This is a genomic window from Asaia sp. BMEF1 (assembly GCF_051628905.1).
Taxonomy (GTDB): domain Bacteria; phylum Pseudomonadota; class Alphaproteobacteria; order Acetobacterales; family Acetobacteraceae; genus Asaia.
Genome location: NZ_CP157575.1, coordinates 3,323,781 through 3,339,698, shown reverse-complemented (window position 1 = coordinate 3,339,698; position 15,918 = coordinate 3,323,781). Strand labels below are relative to the sequence as shown.

The following is a 15,918-nucleotide window of genomic DNA, read 5'->3' as shown; positions in this document are numbered from 1 at the left end:
ATTGACGCGCCACCCGTAATCGTTAGGAACAGAGAGATCTGTTCCTGACTTTAGTGGGTGCCGTGACCTCTTCATCTTCATCGATTGCCCGTATTCAGAGCTTCGCCTTTGCGGGAATCGATGCCATACCGGTCACGGTAGAAATACAGATCTCATCCGGCCTGCCCGCCTTCATTATTGTGGGCCTGCCGGACAAGACGGTCGGCGAAGCCCGCGAGCGCGTTCGCGCTGCTTTGGCCGCCCTCGGTCTGGCACTGCCCCCAAAACGCATTCTGATCAATCTGGTGCCCGCCGACCTGCCCAAGGAAGGCTCTCATTTCGACCTGCCCATTGCCCTCGCCATCATGACAGCTATGGGGATTTTGTCCCATGAGGCGGTCAGCGCCTATGCCGCAATTGGCGAACTCTCTCTCGACGGTCGGCTCCAGGCCACGGGGGGCGTGTTATCCGCTGCGCTGGAAGCCGACAGAGCACAACTCGGCCTGATATGCCCCAGGCCACAGGCGCAGGAGGCACGCTGGGCAAGCGACACGCTCGATATTCTCGCCCCCGATACGCTTCGCGCCCTGCTCGCGCATTTCAACGGCGATCATGTCCTGCCCCCCCCGGAACTCGAACGCGTCGCCCCTCCGCCCAATCTGGCCGATCTGTCAGAAATCAGGGGGCTCGACCTGGGAAGACGCGCGCTGGAGATCGCAGCCAGTGGCGGTCATTCCCTGCTCATGACCGGGCCACCGGGCGCCGGAAAATCCATGCTTGCCCAATGCCTGCCGTCGATCCTGCCCGATCTGACCCATGAGCAGATTCTCGAATGCAGCCGTATTCACAGCCTCGGCGGTCAGGCGACTGGCAGTCTGCTGGTTACCCAGCCTCCGTTCAGGGCGCCACATCATTCCACCACCCTGCCCGCCCTTGTCGGTGGTGGAACACGATCGAGACCGGGCGAGGTCAGCCTCGCCCATAATGGCGTGCTGTTTCTGGATGAACTGCCTGAATTCTCTCGAGCCTGTCTGGAATCGCTGCGCCAACCGCTCGAAACCGGGACGATTACTGTGGCCCGCGCCAAACAGACCGTGCTCTACCCGTCGCGCTTTCAGTTCATTGCAGCCATGAACCCGTGCCGCTGCGGCTATCTGGGCGATGCGAGCCGCGCGTGCAGAAAAGCCCCCCAATGCGGCGAGGACTACCTGTCGCGCCTCTCCGGCCCGATGCTCGATCGCATGGATCTCTCGCTTTTCGTTACCCCGGTTTCGCCTATCGACATGATTACTGCCCCACCGGGAGAGAGCAGCGCTGCCGTTCGCGCTCGGGTCTGCGCTGCCAGAACCAGACAGCTCGCCCGTCAAGGCGTCCCCAACGCGCAGGCCAACGCCACGACTATCGCTCTAAGCCAGGAGGGACGCAGCCTTGTGACGGAAGCAGGCGAAAAACTGCGCCTCTCAGCCCGTGGACTGACACGCTTGCTCCGCGTCAGCCGCAGCATCGCCGATCTGGATGCAGTTGAAGAAGTCGGCGCCCCGCATATACGCGAGGCGCTCGGTTTCAGATTGCGTTAGTCGAACGCCTATCCGGCCAGGGACGCTCGAAGCACCTCCAGACCGCCTTCGAGATCTGCGATCAGATCATTGGGGTCTTCAAGCCCGATATGGAGCCTGAAGCTCGGCCCTTCGGGCATCGCATTGGGTAAAGAGCGCCGCACACCGCCGGTCGTGGGCAGAACAAGACTCTCATAGCCGCCCCAAGAGGCGCCTATGCCAAACAGCGCCAACGCGTCGATCATGTCGCGCATGGCGGCCACTGACAGATCGGCGCGCAGTTCGACGCCAAAAAGCGAACTCGCCCCCTCGAAATCACGCTGCCAGAATTCGTGTCCGGGGCATTCCTCGAAAGCAGGATGCAGCACGCGGGCTACTTCCGGTCGCCCACGCAGCCATTGCGCGACGAGCAGCGCCGATTGCGCCTGACGCTCGAGGCGCACGGCCATGGTGCGTAGACCACGCAGGGTCAGCCAGCACTCATCCGCTCCGGCGAGCTGACCGATCTGGATGGCCGCATCGCGCAGGTCTTTCCACAGCGCGCCATCGGCCACGGTAATCGCACCTGCGATGACGTCGGAATGACCGGCTGGATATTTGGTAAGCGCCTGAATCGACACATCCACCCCGTGACGGAACGGCTGGAAGATGCCTATGCCCCACGTATTGTCGAGCATCAGCAGCGCATTGCGCTCATGCGCGACACGCGCAAGCATCGGCACGTCCTGAACCTCGAAGGTGTGGCTACCGGGACTTTCGGCAAATACCACCCTCGTATTCTCGCGCATCATCCCGATGATCGTGGCCTCATCGGCGAGCGGCGCGTAATAGCTGGTCTCGATCCCCAAGCGTGCGAGCATCGTACTCGCAAAACGTCGCGTCGGCCCATAAACGGAATCCGGCAGAAGCAGATGGTCACCAGCATTCAGGAAAGCCAGCAACGGCAAGGTGCAGGCAGCCAGCCCCGATGAAACGACCTGGCTATGGGTGCCGCCCTCGATCAAGGCAATGAGCTTTTCGAGTTCATGCTGGATCGGCGTTCCCATGGCTCCGTAGATCAACTCATGCTCATGGCTGCGCAGCCCCTGCTCCTTCATGGCGGCAAGGGAGGGGAAAAGCACGGTAGAACCGCGGGTAACCGGGGCGTTGACGAAGCTTCCCTCTTCGGGCGTCGGCTCCGGACGGCCACCCTGCACCAGAAGGGAGGACAGGCGCTTCCAGCCGGAAGTAACCTGCTTTGCGGCGTTTTCCACTCTCTCTCGTCTCCTAAGAAGCTTCTATCGGGGTCGTGGGGTCGCTGCCCCACTCCGCCCATGACCCATCGTAAAGCTGTCCCGGCGCAAGACCGGCCACACGCAGCGCCATGGTCAATGTCGCCGCGGTCAACCCGGAGCCGCAACTGGTAATAACGTCTCGCTTCCCTGCGCCACAGCCGTTCAAACGCGCCATAAGCGCCTCAGGCTGCATGAAGCAGCCCTGACCGTCGAGCAGATCGCCATAGGGCAGATTGAGCGCTCCCGGCATGTGACCGCCCCGTGTGTTCGGCCTCGGCTCCGGCACCTCGGCATGGAACCTCGCAGCGCTCCGCGCATCTAGGACCAGCGCATTCGGGTCATCCAACGCAGCGAGCACGTCGCCTTTGCCCGCCAGCAGCGCGTAGCGCGCGCGCGGCCGATAGAACTCCGGCGCAGGAGCCGCCGGTTCGGGGGCCTCATGCGGACGGTGTCCTGCAAGGATAAATGCAGCCAGCCCTCCATCGAGCACATGAACAGCGTCGTGACCGAAAAGCGACGCCATCCAATGGGCGCGACACGCCCCGATGCTGCCTTTCTGGTCGTAAAATACGAGCCCGGTCTCGCGGGTAATGCCGAGCGCCGTCATGAATGCGGCAAAAACTGCCGCGCCCGGCACCATATGCGGAAGGCTGTCTGCCTTCTCGCATATCTCGTTGATACGGAAACGATCGGCCTGCGGAAACGCTAGTTCATGAAACGCGGCCTCGAGATCGCCTTCCTGACCGGGAAGAAGAATCGAGGCATCGAGATAACGATAGCGGCGCGCAGGAAGCGCCATCAGGGTCTGCACATTGATGAGGGGTGCCAGCGTCATGAACAGACCTTGCGAGAACGGGTTGAGAACCGCACGATAGCAGCCAGAAGCACGATCCGGTCAACTGGTGGGGCTGAGGGCCAGGGGAGTTTTTGTGACGACTGAACGCATCATGCTGGGATTGCTGCTTGTCGGTGTGGCCTATGGCTGCGGCGTCGTTCTGTGGCCTTTCCTCTCAGCTATCCTCTGGGGCGCCATTCTCACATTCACGACATGGCCGCTCTTCAAGCGCCTGCGCCGCCACATGCGCCCTTCGCTTGCCGCTGTTGTCATGATGGTCTGCAGCGCCATCGCCATCGTCATGCCACTCGCACTCCTCACCTCAACGGGCATCGCCGACCTGCCGCTCATCATCGGGGGCATCAATGCCGAAATCGAGGCGCTGGGTCGTACCCATCCTGCGCCGAACTGGCTTGCTTCCCTTCCCGCAATCGGCCCGCAGCTTTCAACTGCTTATCTGCACTGGAACCATGATGTCAGAGGCCTCGGTGAAGCACTCCACCCTTACGCAGGGCAGATCGCGCATTACGCGCTCAAGGCCCTGATGCAGATGGCGAGCGGTCTGGCCGAGCTGGTCATGGCGCTTTTCATCGCCCTTTTTTTCTGGATCAGCGGGGACTCTCTCGGTCGTGTCATTCATGCCGTCCTCACCCGCATCACCGGAAGCTATGCTGACCGGCTCATAACCATCATCGGCGGCGTGATACGCGGCACGGTGTACGGCATTCTCGGGACGGCCATCGTTCAGGGTGTGCTGACGGCCATCGGGCTGTTCATTTCCGGCGTCCCTGCGCCCGTGCTTCTCGGTGGCGTGGCCGCCTTCGTCGCCGTATTCCCGGTGGGAGCCCCGCTCGTCTGGGCCCCGGCAGCCATCTGGCTGGCCGTGCATCACCATCTCGGATGGGGGCTTTTTCTGGCTGGGTACGGCATCGTCTTCATCTCGGGCGCCGATCATATCATCCGTCCCGCCTTCATCGCACGCGGCGCGCAGCTGCCCTATCTGCTGACCGTGCTGGGCGTTCTGGGTGGCGTGGTCACATTAGGCGGACTGGGCATTTTCCTGGGCCCGGTATTGCTTGGGGTCGGCTATACATTGACCACCGAATTCGCTCGTGGCGCCTATCAAACCGAAAAGAAAATGCTGCAATGAGCCTCTCTTTACTTCAGGCAGAACCCAGCTCTTCCTCTGCAGACACCGGCACACCGCGAATCGGGCAGAGTTTTACCATTCTCAGCTGGAATCTCCTGCGTGCCGTAGGCGCCCCTCTCGATGAGGTCGTGGCTGTTACGCGCAGCGTGAAACCGGATATCTTTCTGATGCAGGAGGCAGTCGGCACATTCGACCGCCTGCCGGAAATACTCGGTGGGCATTACGCACGCATCCCCCTGCCAGATCGCATTCACGGCACAGCCTGCTGGAGCCGCTTCCCTTTTGCCCGCACCCCCGTTTCCTGCGCTTTGCCCTCTGGGCTGATGGTGCGGCGCACCGCACAGCTGATCGATTTCGGCTCGTTCTCCATTGCCAATGTTCATTTGTCGCACGGCCAGATTCTCAACCGGCGTCAGCTGCGTCGCATCGCGCCCATGCTGCGGCATAACGCCCTTGTCATGGGTGATTTCAATCTCGTGGGTCCCACCCTGATGCCCGGCTTCAGGGATGTCGGTCCGAGAGAAGCGACGCATCGCATGGCCGATGTGCTGCCCATTCGCATCGATCGCTGCATGGTGCGTGGCATGACACCGCTCGAAACCGCCGTTCTGCCTAACCAAAGCTCGGACCATCACCCGATCCGGGTGACATTACGGCTCGAAGCCCCGGACAGACACCGAAGCTTCTTCCAGCGATTGAAAGACAGACAGCAGCTTAAAGATAAGGGCTGAAGAGCCTGACGGAAGCGTTTCGGATTTTACGCACGGCGCTCATGCTGTCGAGCGCATGATGGGTCAGGCGCCGCGTGCGGTGGCGTTCGATGAAAGCGTTTAACTCCTGGGCCACGGACTCACTGTAGATTTCGAGATTGATCTCGAAATTCAGCCTCAGGCTACGCGCGTCGATATTGCTGCTCCCCACAAAGGACCATGCCTCATCGACGACAAGAAGCTTGGCATGGTTGAAGGGCGGTCGGCTCATCCAGACATGACACCCGGCTGTCAGGAAAGGCGCGAGACTGGCATCGCGGGCATAATCGATCAGACGATGATTGCTGCGTTTCGGCAGAATGATATCGATATCCACCCCGCGCAGGGCGGCTAGGCAAAGCTCGGATACCAGACGCTCATTGGGCAGAAAATACGGTGTCATGAGGCGCACGAAACGTCGTGAGAGCGCGATCGCCTGCAACATCGAAAATTCTATTTTCTCGAGATCGTTATCCGGCCCGGACGTCACGACACGCATCGGGATATCGCCCTGGCGCTCGGGCTCGGGAAAATAGATCTCGCCGTCGAGCTGCTCTCCGCAGGTGAAAGACCAGTCGCGCGCAAACGCCTCTGTCAGCTGATGCACCACTGGCCCTTCGAGACGGAAATGCGTGTCGGCGACCGGGTGCTTCGTGCGCAGGCGGCGCAGATTTTCCTCTCCGATATTGAGACCGCCCATGAAGCCGATACGCCCGTCGACGATCAGCATCTTGCGATGATTGCGCAGATTGATGAAAGGCATCTTCCACGGCAGGAGCGAGTGCATGAACCGATGGCAGGGAATGCCCCTGCTGCTCAGCGCCCTGGCGATGCCGGAAAAGAAATAACCGCCTCCGATCCCATCGACCAGAACATGCACGGCAACGCCTCTGGCATGGGCAAGGGCAAGGGCCTCGACAAACTGGTCACCGATCCGATCGGCCCGAAAGATATAGGAGCAGAGGAGGATAGACACGCGCGCTGACGCAATATCCTCAAGCATGCGCGGATAGATATTATCGCCATCATGCAGGCAGGTGATGGAATTACCGCCCAGAAGGGGACGTTCGGTCAATTTGCCCACCATGCGTGCCAGAGGCTCGAAATCGCCCTTCAGACGATGGCGTGCATGATAGGCAAGACCTCTGCCGCGCCAGTGATGGTCGCTGACCAGACGGCGCGCCAGACGTCTGACGCGGTTGATGCCGAACATGAGATAGAGCAAGGCCCCGCAAACGGGCATGAGCCAGCTTACCCCGATCCAGCCCGCGCAGGCCGCCGTATTCTGTTTCGTCCTCAGAACATGCAGCGTCACCGACACAGCGAGACAGACCCGCAGGACAATCATGAAGTAGTCAAAAAGCGTGATAGGCCAGCTCATCATTCATAACGTTAGCGTATTCGACCGAAATTCAAAGACCACCATCTTGCAACGACGAAATTCATCGTAAAATATGAGATTATGGAGGATCATCGCTCAGACGCACCGGACAACGTAGAGGAGAATGGGAGGATGGTCATGTCTGCACACCGACCCCAGCTTTTCTACACGACAGAGCCCTCGCCCTGCCCCTATCTGCCCGGTCGCATCGAGCGCAAGGTCATGACCGAACTGGTCGGGATCGATGCTGACCTGCTTCACGACCGCCTCTCCCGCGCGGGTTTCAGGCGCAGCCATGGCATCGTCTATGCGCCGGTCTGCCATAACTGCCAGTCCTGCATTCCCATCCGGCTGCCGGTCTTCGAGTTCGCGCCTGATCGCACCATGCGCCGGATCAAACGCAGTCTCGGCGATCTGACCGTGACAGAGCGCCCCATCGTCGCGACCATGGAGCAGTATGATCTGTTTCGCGCCTATCAGGAGCAACGCCATATCGATGGCGATATGGCGCTTATGGGGTTGGACGATTATCAGGCCATGATCGAAACCAGCCCGATCGAAACGAGCGTTTTCGAGTTCCGCACCAGAGAAGGAAGACTGGTATGCGTGTCTCTTGTCGATATGCTCTCTGACGGGCTATCGGCGGTCTACACCTTCTACTGCGTCGATGACCCGCACCGCTCCTACGGCACGGCCTCGATCCTCTGGCTGATCGAGGAGACTGCGCGACGTGGCAAGCCCTATCTCTATCTTGGCTACTGGGTGCCGGGCAGCGCCAAGATGGGCTACAAATCGCGTTTTGGCCCGGCAGAGATCCTCAGGGCCGGACAGTGGCAGCGCCTTGCCATTGAGAAAAGCTGAACGGCAGGTGCAGGACTACCCGCGCGATGCGGGTTTGCGAGTCATCCATTGTGGCGCCGCCTTGCCCTGGTCGGCGCGCTTGCCAGCGATGGAGGCAAGATCGGCGTCGCTGCGCGGCTTCTGCCCCTCATGCCAGACCAGTCCTTCCGCACTGGAGAAGACACGCAGATCGACCAGACGCTGCCCCGGTGGAAGCTTCTGGATAGTCACACCCATGCCCTTGGTCATTTCCGGCAGTGCTGAAACAGCGAAAGAAAGGGCCTTGCGGTTGCTACCCATGGTCACGACCTGGTCGCCCGTCACAGCCACGCAGAACGAGGCGCGATCGCCGTCACGCAAGGTCAGCACCTGCTTGCCCGTGCGCTTTTCGGCCGCCATATCGACATCGCGCACTACCATGCCGCGCCCGCTCTCGCTTGCCAGGATACGCCGCCCATTCTCGTCGAGAACGAAAAAAGTGACGATTTCTTCTTCCTGAGGCAAATCGGCCAGAACACGGATAGGCTGGCCGAAGCCGCGTCCGCGCGGCAGATCGGCGGCCTTGAGCGTAAAGACACGTCCGCCACTTACCAGAAGACAGAGACGCTCGGTGCTCTGGCATTCGAGCGACAGGCCGAAAGCGTCGCCTTCCTTGAATTTATGGCTTTCGGGATCGATCCCATGACCCTTGATCGCTCGCACCCATCCTTCTCGGGACAACAGCACGGTAAGCGGTTCGCGATCGACCTGAATGGCGGCGCTCAGATCGATCGGGGCCGGGGGGGCAGCGATCTGTGTGCGGCGAGCGCCAAGTGCGCCATCGCCGAACCGCGCCGCTGTTGCCTCAAGCTCCTTACCGATACGGGTCCAGCGCCTGCGCTCGCTGCCAAGCAGCCCTTCGAGGCCCGCTTTCTCCTTGAGAAGCGCATCGCGCTCCTTGCGGATCTCGATTTCCTCGAGCCTGCGAAGCGAGCGCAGACGCATGTTCAGCACATATTCGGCCTGTAGATCGGTCAGGCTGAAAGCAAGCATCAGTTCGGGCTTGGGATCGTCACCCTCGCGGATGATGCGGATCACCTCATCGAGATTGAGATAGACCGCCAGAAACCCTTCGAGGATTTCCAGGCGGCGCTCCACCGCGCTCAGACGATGGTTCGAACGACGAACGAGCACGATTTCACGATGGTCGAGCCAGGACTGGATGACCTCGCGCAGCCCCATAACCCGCGGCACGCGATTGGCGTCCAGCACGTTCATGTTCAGGCTGAACCGGCTCTCGAGCGCCGTGATGCGAAACAGCGTCTCCATGAGGACTTCGGGCTCGATACCCTTGGTTTTCGGCTCAAGAACGAGACGGATGTCGGTCGTACTTTCATCGCGGATATCGCCAAGCAGAGGCAGCTTCTTGAGCTCCATCAGCTCGGCAATCTGCTCGATCAGACGCGATTTCTGCACCTGATAAGGAATCTCGGTCACGATGACGGTCCAGGTGCCGAAACGCCCCTGTTCGACTTCCCATCGCGCTCTGGTGCGAAAACTGCCACGCCCGGTCTCATAGGCGGTGCGCATGCTCTGCGCCTCTTCGATCAGCACGCCGCCGGTCGGGAAATCCGGCCCCGGCATGTACTGCATCAGCGTTTCGACGGAGGCCTGCGGGTCATCGATCAGATGGCGCGCAGCACGGCAGATCTCGGCCGCATTATGCGGCGGAATGCTGGTCGCCATGCCAACCGCAATACCGGCAGCCCCATTGGCCAGCAAATTGGGGAAGGCGCCCGGAAGCACGACCGGCTCGGCGTCCTCGTTATCGTAGGTTGGGCGGAAATCGACGGCATCGTCCTCGATGCCCTCCAGCAATGCCCTGGCAACTTCGGTCAGGCGCGATTCCGTATAACGCATGGCGGCAGCGTTATCGCCGTCGATGGACCCAAAATTGCCCTGGCCCTCGACCAGCGGATAACGCACGGCGAAATCCTGCGCCAGACGCACAAGTGCCTCGTAAACGGCGGCGTCTCCATGAGGATGGAACTTACCGATAACGTCACCCACCACGCGGGCACATTTCTTGAAACCGGAACTCGGATCCAGCTTCAATTGCTGCATGGCGTAGAGAATGCGCCGATGAACCGGCTTCATGCCGTCACGCACATCCGGCAGGGAACGCGCCATGATGGTCGACATCGCGTAAGCGATATAGCGCTCGCTCAAGGCGTCGGCGAGTTTCGTATCCTCGATATGTCCTGCCAGATCCTTGCTCATGCCGCGCCCTTTCGTTTCAGGGCAGATAAGGGGCAGGCCCGCGCCCTGTCCAGTAGAAATGTCCTGTTTTGTTCCGGGCTGTTTATCTGTGCCATGCAGCCACGCCACATGAAAGTGGCCTGTCTCCTGCGTTCGCTACCTCGAGCCCTGTGACGCATGCGCGGGCTGGAGCGGGACGAGCACGCAGTGGAACCCCATGCTCGATTGCCACGACCGCGCGCGCCCTATTCGAAGGGACCGGGTCGTCTAAAGAAGTGAACAGGTAAGGAGTGGCCTTAAAGATGTGAGGCCCCTCCCTTTACTGACAGGTGAACTACTGCCCACTCACCGTCTCTGGATAGAGAGAGAGCCGTTCCGACCAGGCTCTAGGCCCCCTGAGGCTCAACAGAGCCACGATCGATGACAGCGTTGCTTACTCCCTCTCCCTTGCCCTCACCCTGCCCCTCTACCATCCTGAGCACTCGGGCTTCGAGCCGCTCTCGTGAGGCTGGCACAGGGCGATGGCGGGCCCCAAAGAGATGGCGTGAGAGAAAATGCCCGGTCAGAGCGAGACCTTGCGCCCACAGAGCCGGATCATCGGCTCCCGCATCGCCGCCATCGGGGCGCAGATAGGCGGGGAGCGGCAGAAGACGATCGACCCAGTTGCCTGCCCCCTCCGCGCTGACGGCCCGACCTGTCTTGGGTGACACGTAAGACAGACCGTGCATTGCTCCTGTTACGGCGCAGCTATCCAGCGTCAGACCATAGCCGAGTGTCGCGAGGAGAGCTGTTTCCCAACGCACATAGTCTATCACCGGCGCCGGATCCGCCAGCACGCAGAAGGCCGTCAGGTCGCGTATCGTGCGAAGAAAGAAATCGGGATGAGGTTCACGATCCGGCAGAGCGGAATCGGTCAGTTCGGCGGCGGCCTGCACGAGGGCCAGTTGCAGGGGGCGATCAAGAAGCCTGACAGCGGTTTCCTGCACCATTTCGCCAGTCAGCTGTCCCAGCTGCTCGGAAAGGCGTGCGGCATAGCGGGCAAGAATGAGATTACCCGGCTGCCAGAGCGCGGCCTGACGTCGTGACGAGCCGCCACGCACCAGACCGGCAATGCGTCCATACTCTTCGGTAAAGAGATGGACCACCGCCCCGCCCTCGCCATAGCGGCGGGCGGAGAGGACGATCGCGGCGCACTCGAAATTCATGCGCCGCGCCCGATTTGAGGCTCGATCAGACGATCAGCCGCCAGCAGCAGCCGCCACTTCAGCAGCGAAATCGCTGGTTTCCTTCTCGATGCCTTCGCCGAGCTGGAAGCGCTCGAACGCCACGAGCTTGGCACCGGCCTTCTCGACAACCTTGGCAACGCGTGTCTCGCCGTCATGCACCCAGACCTGCTCCAGAAGAACCACTTCTTCATAGAACTTGCGGATGCGGCCTTCGATCATCTTTTCGATGATGGCTTCCGGCTTGCCGGACTCGCGAGCCTGCTCGATCAGAACCTGGCGCTCGCGCTCCAGAGCTTCCGGGTCGACACTGGCAACTTCGAGCGCAGCCGGGCGGGCTGCTGCGACATGCATGCCGATCTGACGACCAAGCGTCAGCAGGGCTTCGGATTCCGACGGTGCTTCGACCGCTGCCAGAACGCCGATCTTGCCAACGCCCGGACGCAGCGCGCCATGGACGTAGGAGGCCACGATGCCCGAAGGAACGGTCAGAACCTTGGCGCGACGCAGCGACATGTTCTCGCCGATCGTGGCGATCAGGTGGGTCAGTTCTTCGGCAACCGTGCGGCCCGAAGCAAGCTTCGCCTGCGACAGGGTGTCGAGGTCGTCACCGGCTTCGAGAGCAGCGTGAGCCACGGCTTCCACAAATGCCTGGAACGCTTCGTTACGACCAACGAAATCGGTCTCCGCATTGACTTCGACCATGGCGGCCTTGTTCTTGCCGGAAGCAACGGCCACGAGGCCTTCAGCCGTGGTACGGCCCGACTTCTTTGCAGCCTGCGAAAGGCCCTTGGCGCGCAGCCAGTCGATGGCAGCATCCATATCGCCAGCGGCTTCGGTGAGAGCCTTCTTGCAGTCCATCATGCCGGCGCCGGTCTTTTCGCGCAGGTCACGAACGAGGGCAGCTGTGATTTCCGCCATGTTCCATACTCCTTCAGGAATGAAACGGCGTGCCGCAGCCTTTCAGCCGGGCACGCCCATAATAGTCAAATGCCGGGAGAGCCCGAAAGCTCTCCACGTGCAGATCAGGCCTCGGCCGGAGCTGCTGCAGCGGCTTCCGCCGGAGCTTCGGTCGTCGTCTCTTCGACAACCGTCTCGACCGGCAGCTCTTCAGAAGCGCCGAAATCAACGCCCGAAGCAGCCATTTCTGCCGAGATGCCGTCCAGAACCGACTGCGCCACGAGGTCGCAATAGGTGGTGATGGCGCGGATCGCGTCGTCATTGCCCGGGATCGGGTAGGTCACGCCTGCCGGATCGGAGTTGCTGTCGAGAACAGCAATAACCGGAATACCGAGCTTGTTGGCTTCTTCGACGGCCAGCTTTTCCTTGTTCGTGTCGATCACGAACAGGATGTCGGGCAGGCCGCCCATTTCCTTGATGCCGCCGAGCGAACGCTCAAGCTTCTCGCGGTCACGGGTGATATCGAGAATTTCCTTCTTCGTCAGACCATGCGTATCGCCCGAGAGCATCTCGTCGATCTGGCGCAGGCGCTTGATCGAACCCGTGATGGTCTTCCAGTTGGTCAGCATCCCGCCGAGCCAGCGATGGTTGACGTAGTACTGTCCGCAACGCGTGGCGGCTTCAGCAACATGCTCGGCTGCAGCGCGCTTGGTGCCGACGAACAGCACGCGACCACCACCGGCAACCGTGTTGCGAACGGCCTGAAGGGCGCGGTCGAGCATCGGAACGGTCTGCTGCAGGTCGATGATGTGGACCTGGTTGCGGATGCCGAACAGATACGGCGCCATTGCCGGGTTCCAGCGACGCGTGTGGTGACCGAAATGAACGCCGGCTTCGAGCAGCTGACGCATGGTGAATTCTGGCATCGCCATGATGCAAATTCCTAATCTTCTGGTTGTGCCTCCGTATGACTCCGCCAGCCTTGCGGGCCGACACCAGATAGTCTGTCGTCATACGTGCGAATTGTCCCTTTCCTCTGACGACAACGCCATCAAAGAAGTGAGACGGGCGCGGTATCGCCTTTTTTGCCACAAAAGACAAGGAGGAAGCGCTTTATCTCACCGGAAAACATGCGCTTTGAGTGGAGCGATGCGTCAGAAGGGTGCGTCGCTTCCCAATAGGAATGCGTGAACAGGGCATCTCGGGCTGATTTTACATCTGCCCAGGCGGTGCATGGCGACAGAGCGATACCCGATTGCACCCACCGACAGGGCAACGTGCCACGCAAATTCGGTTCGACTACGCAAGAAAAACCCTACGTACATTCGTATGGCGTGTCATGTTCGCGCAATGTAGGTCTGTTATGCGCACCGCCGTGCACAGGCTTTCTCTCACTTGTGCCCTGTCTCTAGACCAGGGTCGCCCAAGCGCTGCTCCTGTTTACGGAAGTTGGTTCATGCGCATCCTGTTGATTGAAGACGAACTGGACATGGCGACCCTGATCACCAGAGGCGTTCAGGCTGCCGGATTCGCAATCGATTCCGCGGGTTCTTTGGCCGATGCACGCGAAATGGCAGCACTTGCTTCCTATGCACTTGTGCTTCTCGACCGTCGCCTCCCTGACGGAGACGGTCTCAGCCTGATCCGGACATTGCGCGCGGTCCAGCCCGGCGCACCGATCATCGTTCTCTCGGCACTGGATGCGATACCGGACAGGGTATTGGGACTCGATGAGGGGGCAGATGACTATCTCCCCAAACCCTTTGACATGGCCGAGCTTCTTGCGCGGACAAGAGCCGCGCTGCGCCGCCCTGGCGCTGAGGAAACGCCGCCCATAATCTGCGGTCGGCTCGGCTTTCATCCTTCCACGCGCGAAATTACGATCGACGGAACCCCGGTGCTGTTCAAACGGCGCGAGCTTGCTGTCCTCGAGACACTCGTACGGCGGGCCGGACGCGTTGTCAGACGCGAGACACTGATCGAGGAAATCTATGGCTTCGATGATGACATCCAGTCCAACACGCTGGATGCGCATATCTCGCGCCTGCGCGTCCGTCTTACCGCCTTGAAGGCGGGTATCGTGATTCATCCGATCCGCGGGGTCGGCTATCTTCTGGATCAATGCTGAATGTGGATCCCCCGCTTCACCTCGATACGCATACGTATCACCGCCCTATTATTGGGTTTTCAGCTCGTTTGCGTACTTTTCGTCGTTTTTCTGCACCCGTTTCTGCTACCGGATACGAGCTATACCGACATCGCGGATATCACGACGCAAGACCTCATCAAGGACTCGCTGGTCATCGACGCCTCGGGGGCGCTGGCGATCGTGCCCACACCGGCCTTGCGCCGATATGTCTCCTCTCGACCTGATCTGATTTACGCCATAGCGGGCGCTGACGGGCGGATCGCGCGAGGCTCGAACAAATATCTCAGCGATCTGCTGAAACAGATTGCCCCTGTGCGGCTTGAAGATTCCGAAGGCTACGACACGAGGCAACCAGGCAAGGAGCCGATCTATTTCGATAAACTCACGACCCGTTTCGGCAAGGTCAGCATAGCGGTCACAGGAGAATCGTTCGGGATCGCGGACATCCCGAGTTTCTTCGAGTTATTCAAACCACTCGTGCTCGTTTACAGCCCGCTGATGATCGGGGTGTTTATCTCACTGCCTCTTCTGATCATCTGGGCGCTGCGCCCGCTCAGTCTTGTCAAACGTGCGGCAGCCTCGATTGACCTTCATAATATCAACCATCCCCTGCCGACAGACGGATTGCCCAGTGAACTTCGTCCTGCCGTACAGGCGATCAACGCCGCCTTGGCGCGCATTGCGTTGGGATGGCAGCAGCAGCATTTCTTCATGGCGAATGCCGCTCATGAATTGCGTACGCCTGTCGCCATACTCCAGGCGCGCATCGATCAGATCAAGCTCGATAGTGAAAGCCGGGTCAGCCTGGGAAGGGACGTGCATCGGCTGCGTCGTCTTGTCGATCAGCTCCTGATCATCGCCCGCCTGGACCGCCAGCAGACGACCTCCTTTACAACCCTCGACCTAGTGGATCTCCTGCAGGAAGCCGTGGCGGATTGTGCCCCTTACGTCTTGCGCAATCGCCGGTCGATAGATCTGCAATGCAGCGCTCCAAAATGGGAAATCAAAGGCGATCGTCAAGCGCTTGGCAGCCTCCTGACAAATCTCATCGATAATGCCACGAAGGCCGAGCCAGAGGGGGGAACGATCTTCGTCAAGCTCGACGCTGAGCCCTCCCGTACGACCATCACGGTTTCCGATCATGGAACGGGCATCGCGGAGGAAGATCGTCAACACGTGTTCGAGCCATTCTGGCGCAAGGACCATCACGAGCCGGGAACCGGTCTCGGCCTCGCCGCCGTGAGAGACATCGTGACACTGCACGGCGGCAGTATTCAGATCGACCATACCCGAGGGGGCGGCGCGAGTTTCAGGGTGGTGCTTCCTACGGGCCCGTCGACCACGTCAACCTGCTGATCATGCAGGAACCAGAGATAAACTGCATCTCAGGGTCATGTCGTCAGGCTCCTGCAATGTCTGGGCTCTAGGCTCTCGAAAGCCGATCGTCCTGACGATGCAATTGTCGTCAGCCCCGGCCAAGAGGCAAGACTGCGATGATGCACTCCAACACAATACCGCCGCACCGCATCGCTTTGAAGACGATGAGCGCTCGTCACCTTTCATCCCGGATGAGTCTGGAAATATCCAGTCTCGCACTCGCCGGAACCTTAGCTCCTGAGCGAAGCGGGAAAGCCGTATTCCCGA

At 60.4% G+C, this 15,918-nt stretch carries 13 protein-coding genes; 6 read left to right on the top strand and 7 right to left on the bottom strand.

The window, feature by feature from the left end:
* Positions 1–62: 62 nt before the first annotated feature.
* Entirely contained in the window at positions 63–1,556 is a 1,494-nt protein-coding gene (locus ABHV46_RS14930) for a YifB family Mg chelatase-like AAA ATPase (RefSeq protein WP_438382116.1), read from the top strand.
* An 8-nt stretch (positions 1,557–1,564) separates the two neighbouring features.
* Here ABHV46_RS14930 and metC read toward each other — a convergent pair whose 3' ends face one another.
* A complete protein-coding gene (gene metC / locus ABHV46_RS14925) occupies positions 1,565–2,788 on the bottom strand; it encodes a cystathionine beta-lyase (RefSeq protein WP_438382115.1) in 1,224 nt (407 codons plus the stop codon).
* 13 nt (positions 2,789–2,801) lie between these two features.
* Positions 2,802–3,644 (bottom strand): sulfurtransferase, encoded by an 843-nt coding sequence (locus ABHV46_RS14920; RefSeq protein ID WP_438382114.1) that lies wholly within the window; start codon positions 3,642–3,644, stop codon positions 2,802–2,804.
* 94 nt (positions 3,645–3,738) lie between these two features.
* On the opposite strand from ABHV46_RS14920, the gene ABHV46_RS14915 reads away from it, so the two are divergent.
* On the top strand, positions 3,739–4,794 hold the full coding sequence (locus ABHV46_RS14915) for an AI-2E family transporter (RefSeq protein ID WP_336945559.1): 1,056 nt from the start codon (positions 3,739–3,741) through the stop codon (positions 4,792–4,794).
* The gene (locus tag ABHV46_RS14910) at positions 4,791–5,525 is read left to right on the top strand and encodes an endonuclease/exonuclease/phosphatase family protein (RefSeq protein ID WP_438382113.1); all 735 of its coding nucleotides are present in this window, start codon (positions 4,791–4,793) and stop codon (positions 5,523–5,525) included. The genes ABHV46_RS14915 and ABHV46_RS14910 overlap by 4 nt, the downstream gene beginning before the upstream one ends.
* Here the strand turns inward: ABHV46_RS14910 and cls are convergent.
* Positions 5,509–6,927, bottom strand: a complete 1,419-nt coding sequence (gene cls, locus ABHV46_RS14905; RefSeq protein WP_438382112.1) for a cardiolipin synthase — start codon at positions 6,925–6,927, stop codon at positions 5,509–5,511. The genes ABHV46_RS14910 and cls overlap by 17 nt on opposite strands.
* A gap of 135 nt (positions 6,928–7,062) precedes the next feature.
* On the opposite strand from cls, the gene ABHV46_RS14900 reads away from it, so the two are divergent.
* Complete coding sequence (locus ABHV46_RS14900; protein WP_438382111.1) at positions 7,063–7,785, top strand: arginyltransferase; 723 nt, start codon at positions 7,063–7,065, stop codon at positions 7,783–7,785.
* 15 nt (positions 7,786–7,800) lie between these two features.
* Here the strand turns inward: ABHV46_RS14900 and parC are convergent, their stop codons facing one another.
* From parC to rpsB, 4 genes are all read right to left on the bottom strand, one after another.
* Entirely contained in the window at positions 7,801–10,023 is a 2,223-nt protein-coding gene (gene parC / locus ABHV46_RS14895; RefSeq protein WP_438382110.1) for a DNA topoisomerase IV subunit A, read from the bottom strand.
* A gap of 365 nt (positions 10,024–10,388) precedes the next feature.
* Positions 10,389–11,207, bottom strand: a complete 819-nt coding sequence (recO, locus tag ABHV46_RS14890; RefSeq protein WP_438382109.1) for a DNA repair protein RecO — start codon at positions 11,205–11,207, stop codon at positions 10,389–10,391.
* A 33-nt stretch (positions 11,208–11,240) separates the two neighbouring features.
* A complete protein-coding gene (gene tsf / locus ABHV46_RS14885; RefSeq protein ID WP_336945565.1) occupies positions 11,241–12,146 on the bottom strand; it encodes a translation elongation factor Ts in 906 nt (301 codons plus the stop codon).
* Positions 12,147–12,250: 104 nt separating this feature from the next.
* Positions 12,251–13,057 carry a 30S ribosomal protein S2 gene (gene rpsB / locus ABHV46_RS14880; protein ID WP_438382108.1) on the bottom strand — a complete coding sequence of 269 codons (807 nt, stop codon included), beginning with the start codon at positions 13,055–13,057 and terminating at the stop codon, positions 12,251–12,253.
* A 524-nt stretch (positions 13,058–13,581) separates the two neighbouring features.
* Here rpsB and ABHV46_RS14875 point away from each other — a divergent pair.
* Complete coding sequence (locus tag ABHV46_RS14875; protein WP_336945567.1) at positions 13,582–14,253, top strand: response regulator transcription factor; 672 nt, start codon at positions 13,582–13,584, stop codon at positions 14,251–14,253.
* Entirely contained in the window at positions 14,254–15,630 is a 1,377-nt protein-coding gene (locus ABHV46_RS14870; RefSeq protein WP_438382107.1) for a sensor histidine kinase, read from the top strand.
* Positions 15,631–15,918 lie beyond the last annotated feature (288 nt).

Coding starts and splice junctions, on each gene's coding strand:
- cls (WP_438382112.1), bottom strand. CDS start 6,927: ATGATGAGCTGGCCTATCACGCTTTTTGACTACTTCATGATTGTCCTG.
- ABHV46_RS14920 (WP_438382114.1), bottom strand. CDS start 3,644: ATGACGCTGGCACCCCTCATCAATGTGCAGACCCTGATGGCGCTTCCT.
- tsf (WP_336945565.1), bottom strand. CDS start 12,146: ATGGCGGAAATCACAGCTGCCCTCGTTCGTGACCTGCGCGAAAAGACC.
- ABHV46_RS14875 (WP_336945567.1), top strand. CDS start 13,582: ATGCGCATCCTGTTGATTGAAGACGAACTGGACATGGCGACCCTGATC.
- recO (WP_438382109.1), bottom strand. CDS start 11,207: ATGAATTTCGAGTGCGCCGCGATCGTCCTCTCCGCCCGCCGCTATGGC.
- rpsB (WP_438382108.1), bottom strand. CDS start 13,057: ATGGCGATGCCAGAATTCACCATGCGTCAGCTGCTCGAAGCCGGCGTT.
- ABHV46_RS14900 (WP_438382111.1), top strand. CDS start 7,063: ATGTCTGCACACCGACCCCAGCTTTTCTACACGACAGAGCCCTCGCCC.
- ABHV46_RS14870 (WP_438382107.1), top strand. CDS start 14,254: ATGTGGATCCCCCGCTTCACCTCGATACGCATACGTATCACCGCCCTA.
- ABHV46_RS14910 (WP_438382113.1), top strand. CDS start 4,791: ATGAGCCTCTCTTTACTTCAGGCAGAACCCAGCTCTTCCTCTGCAGAC.
- parC (WP_438382110.1), bottom strand. CDS start 10,023: ATGAGCAAGGATCTGGCAGGACATATCGAGGATACGAAACTCGCCGAC.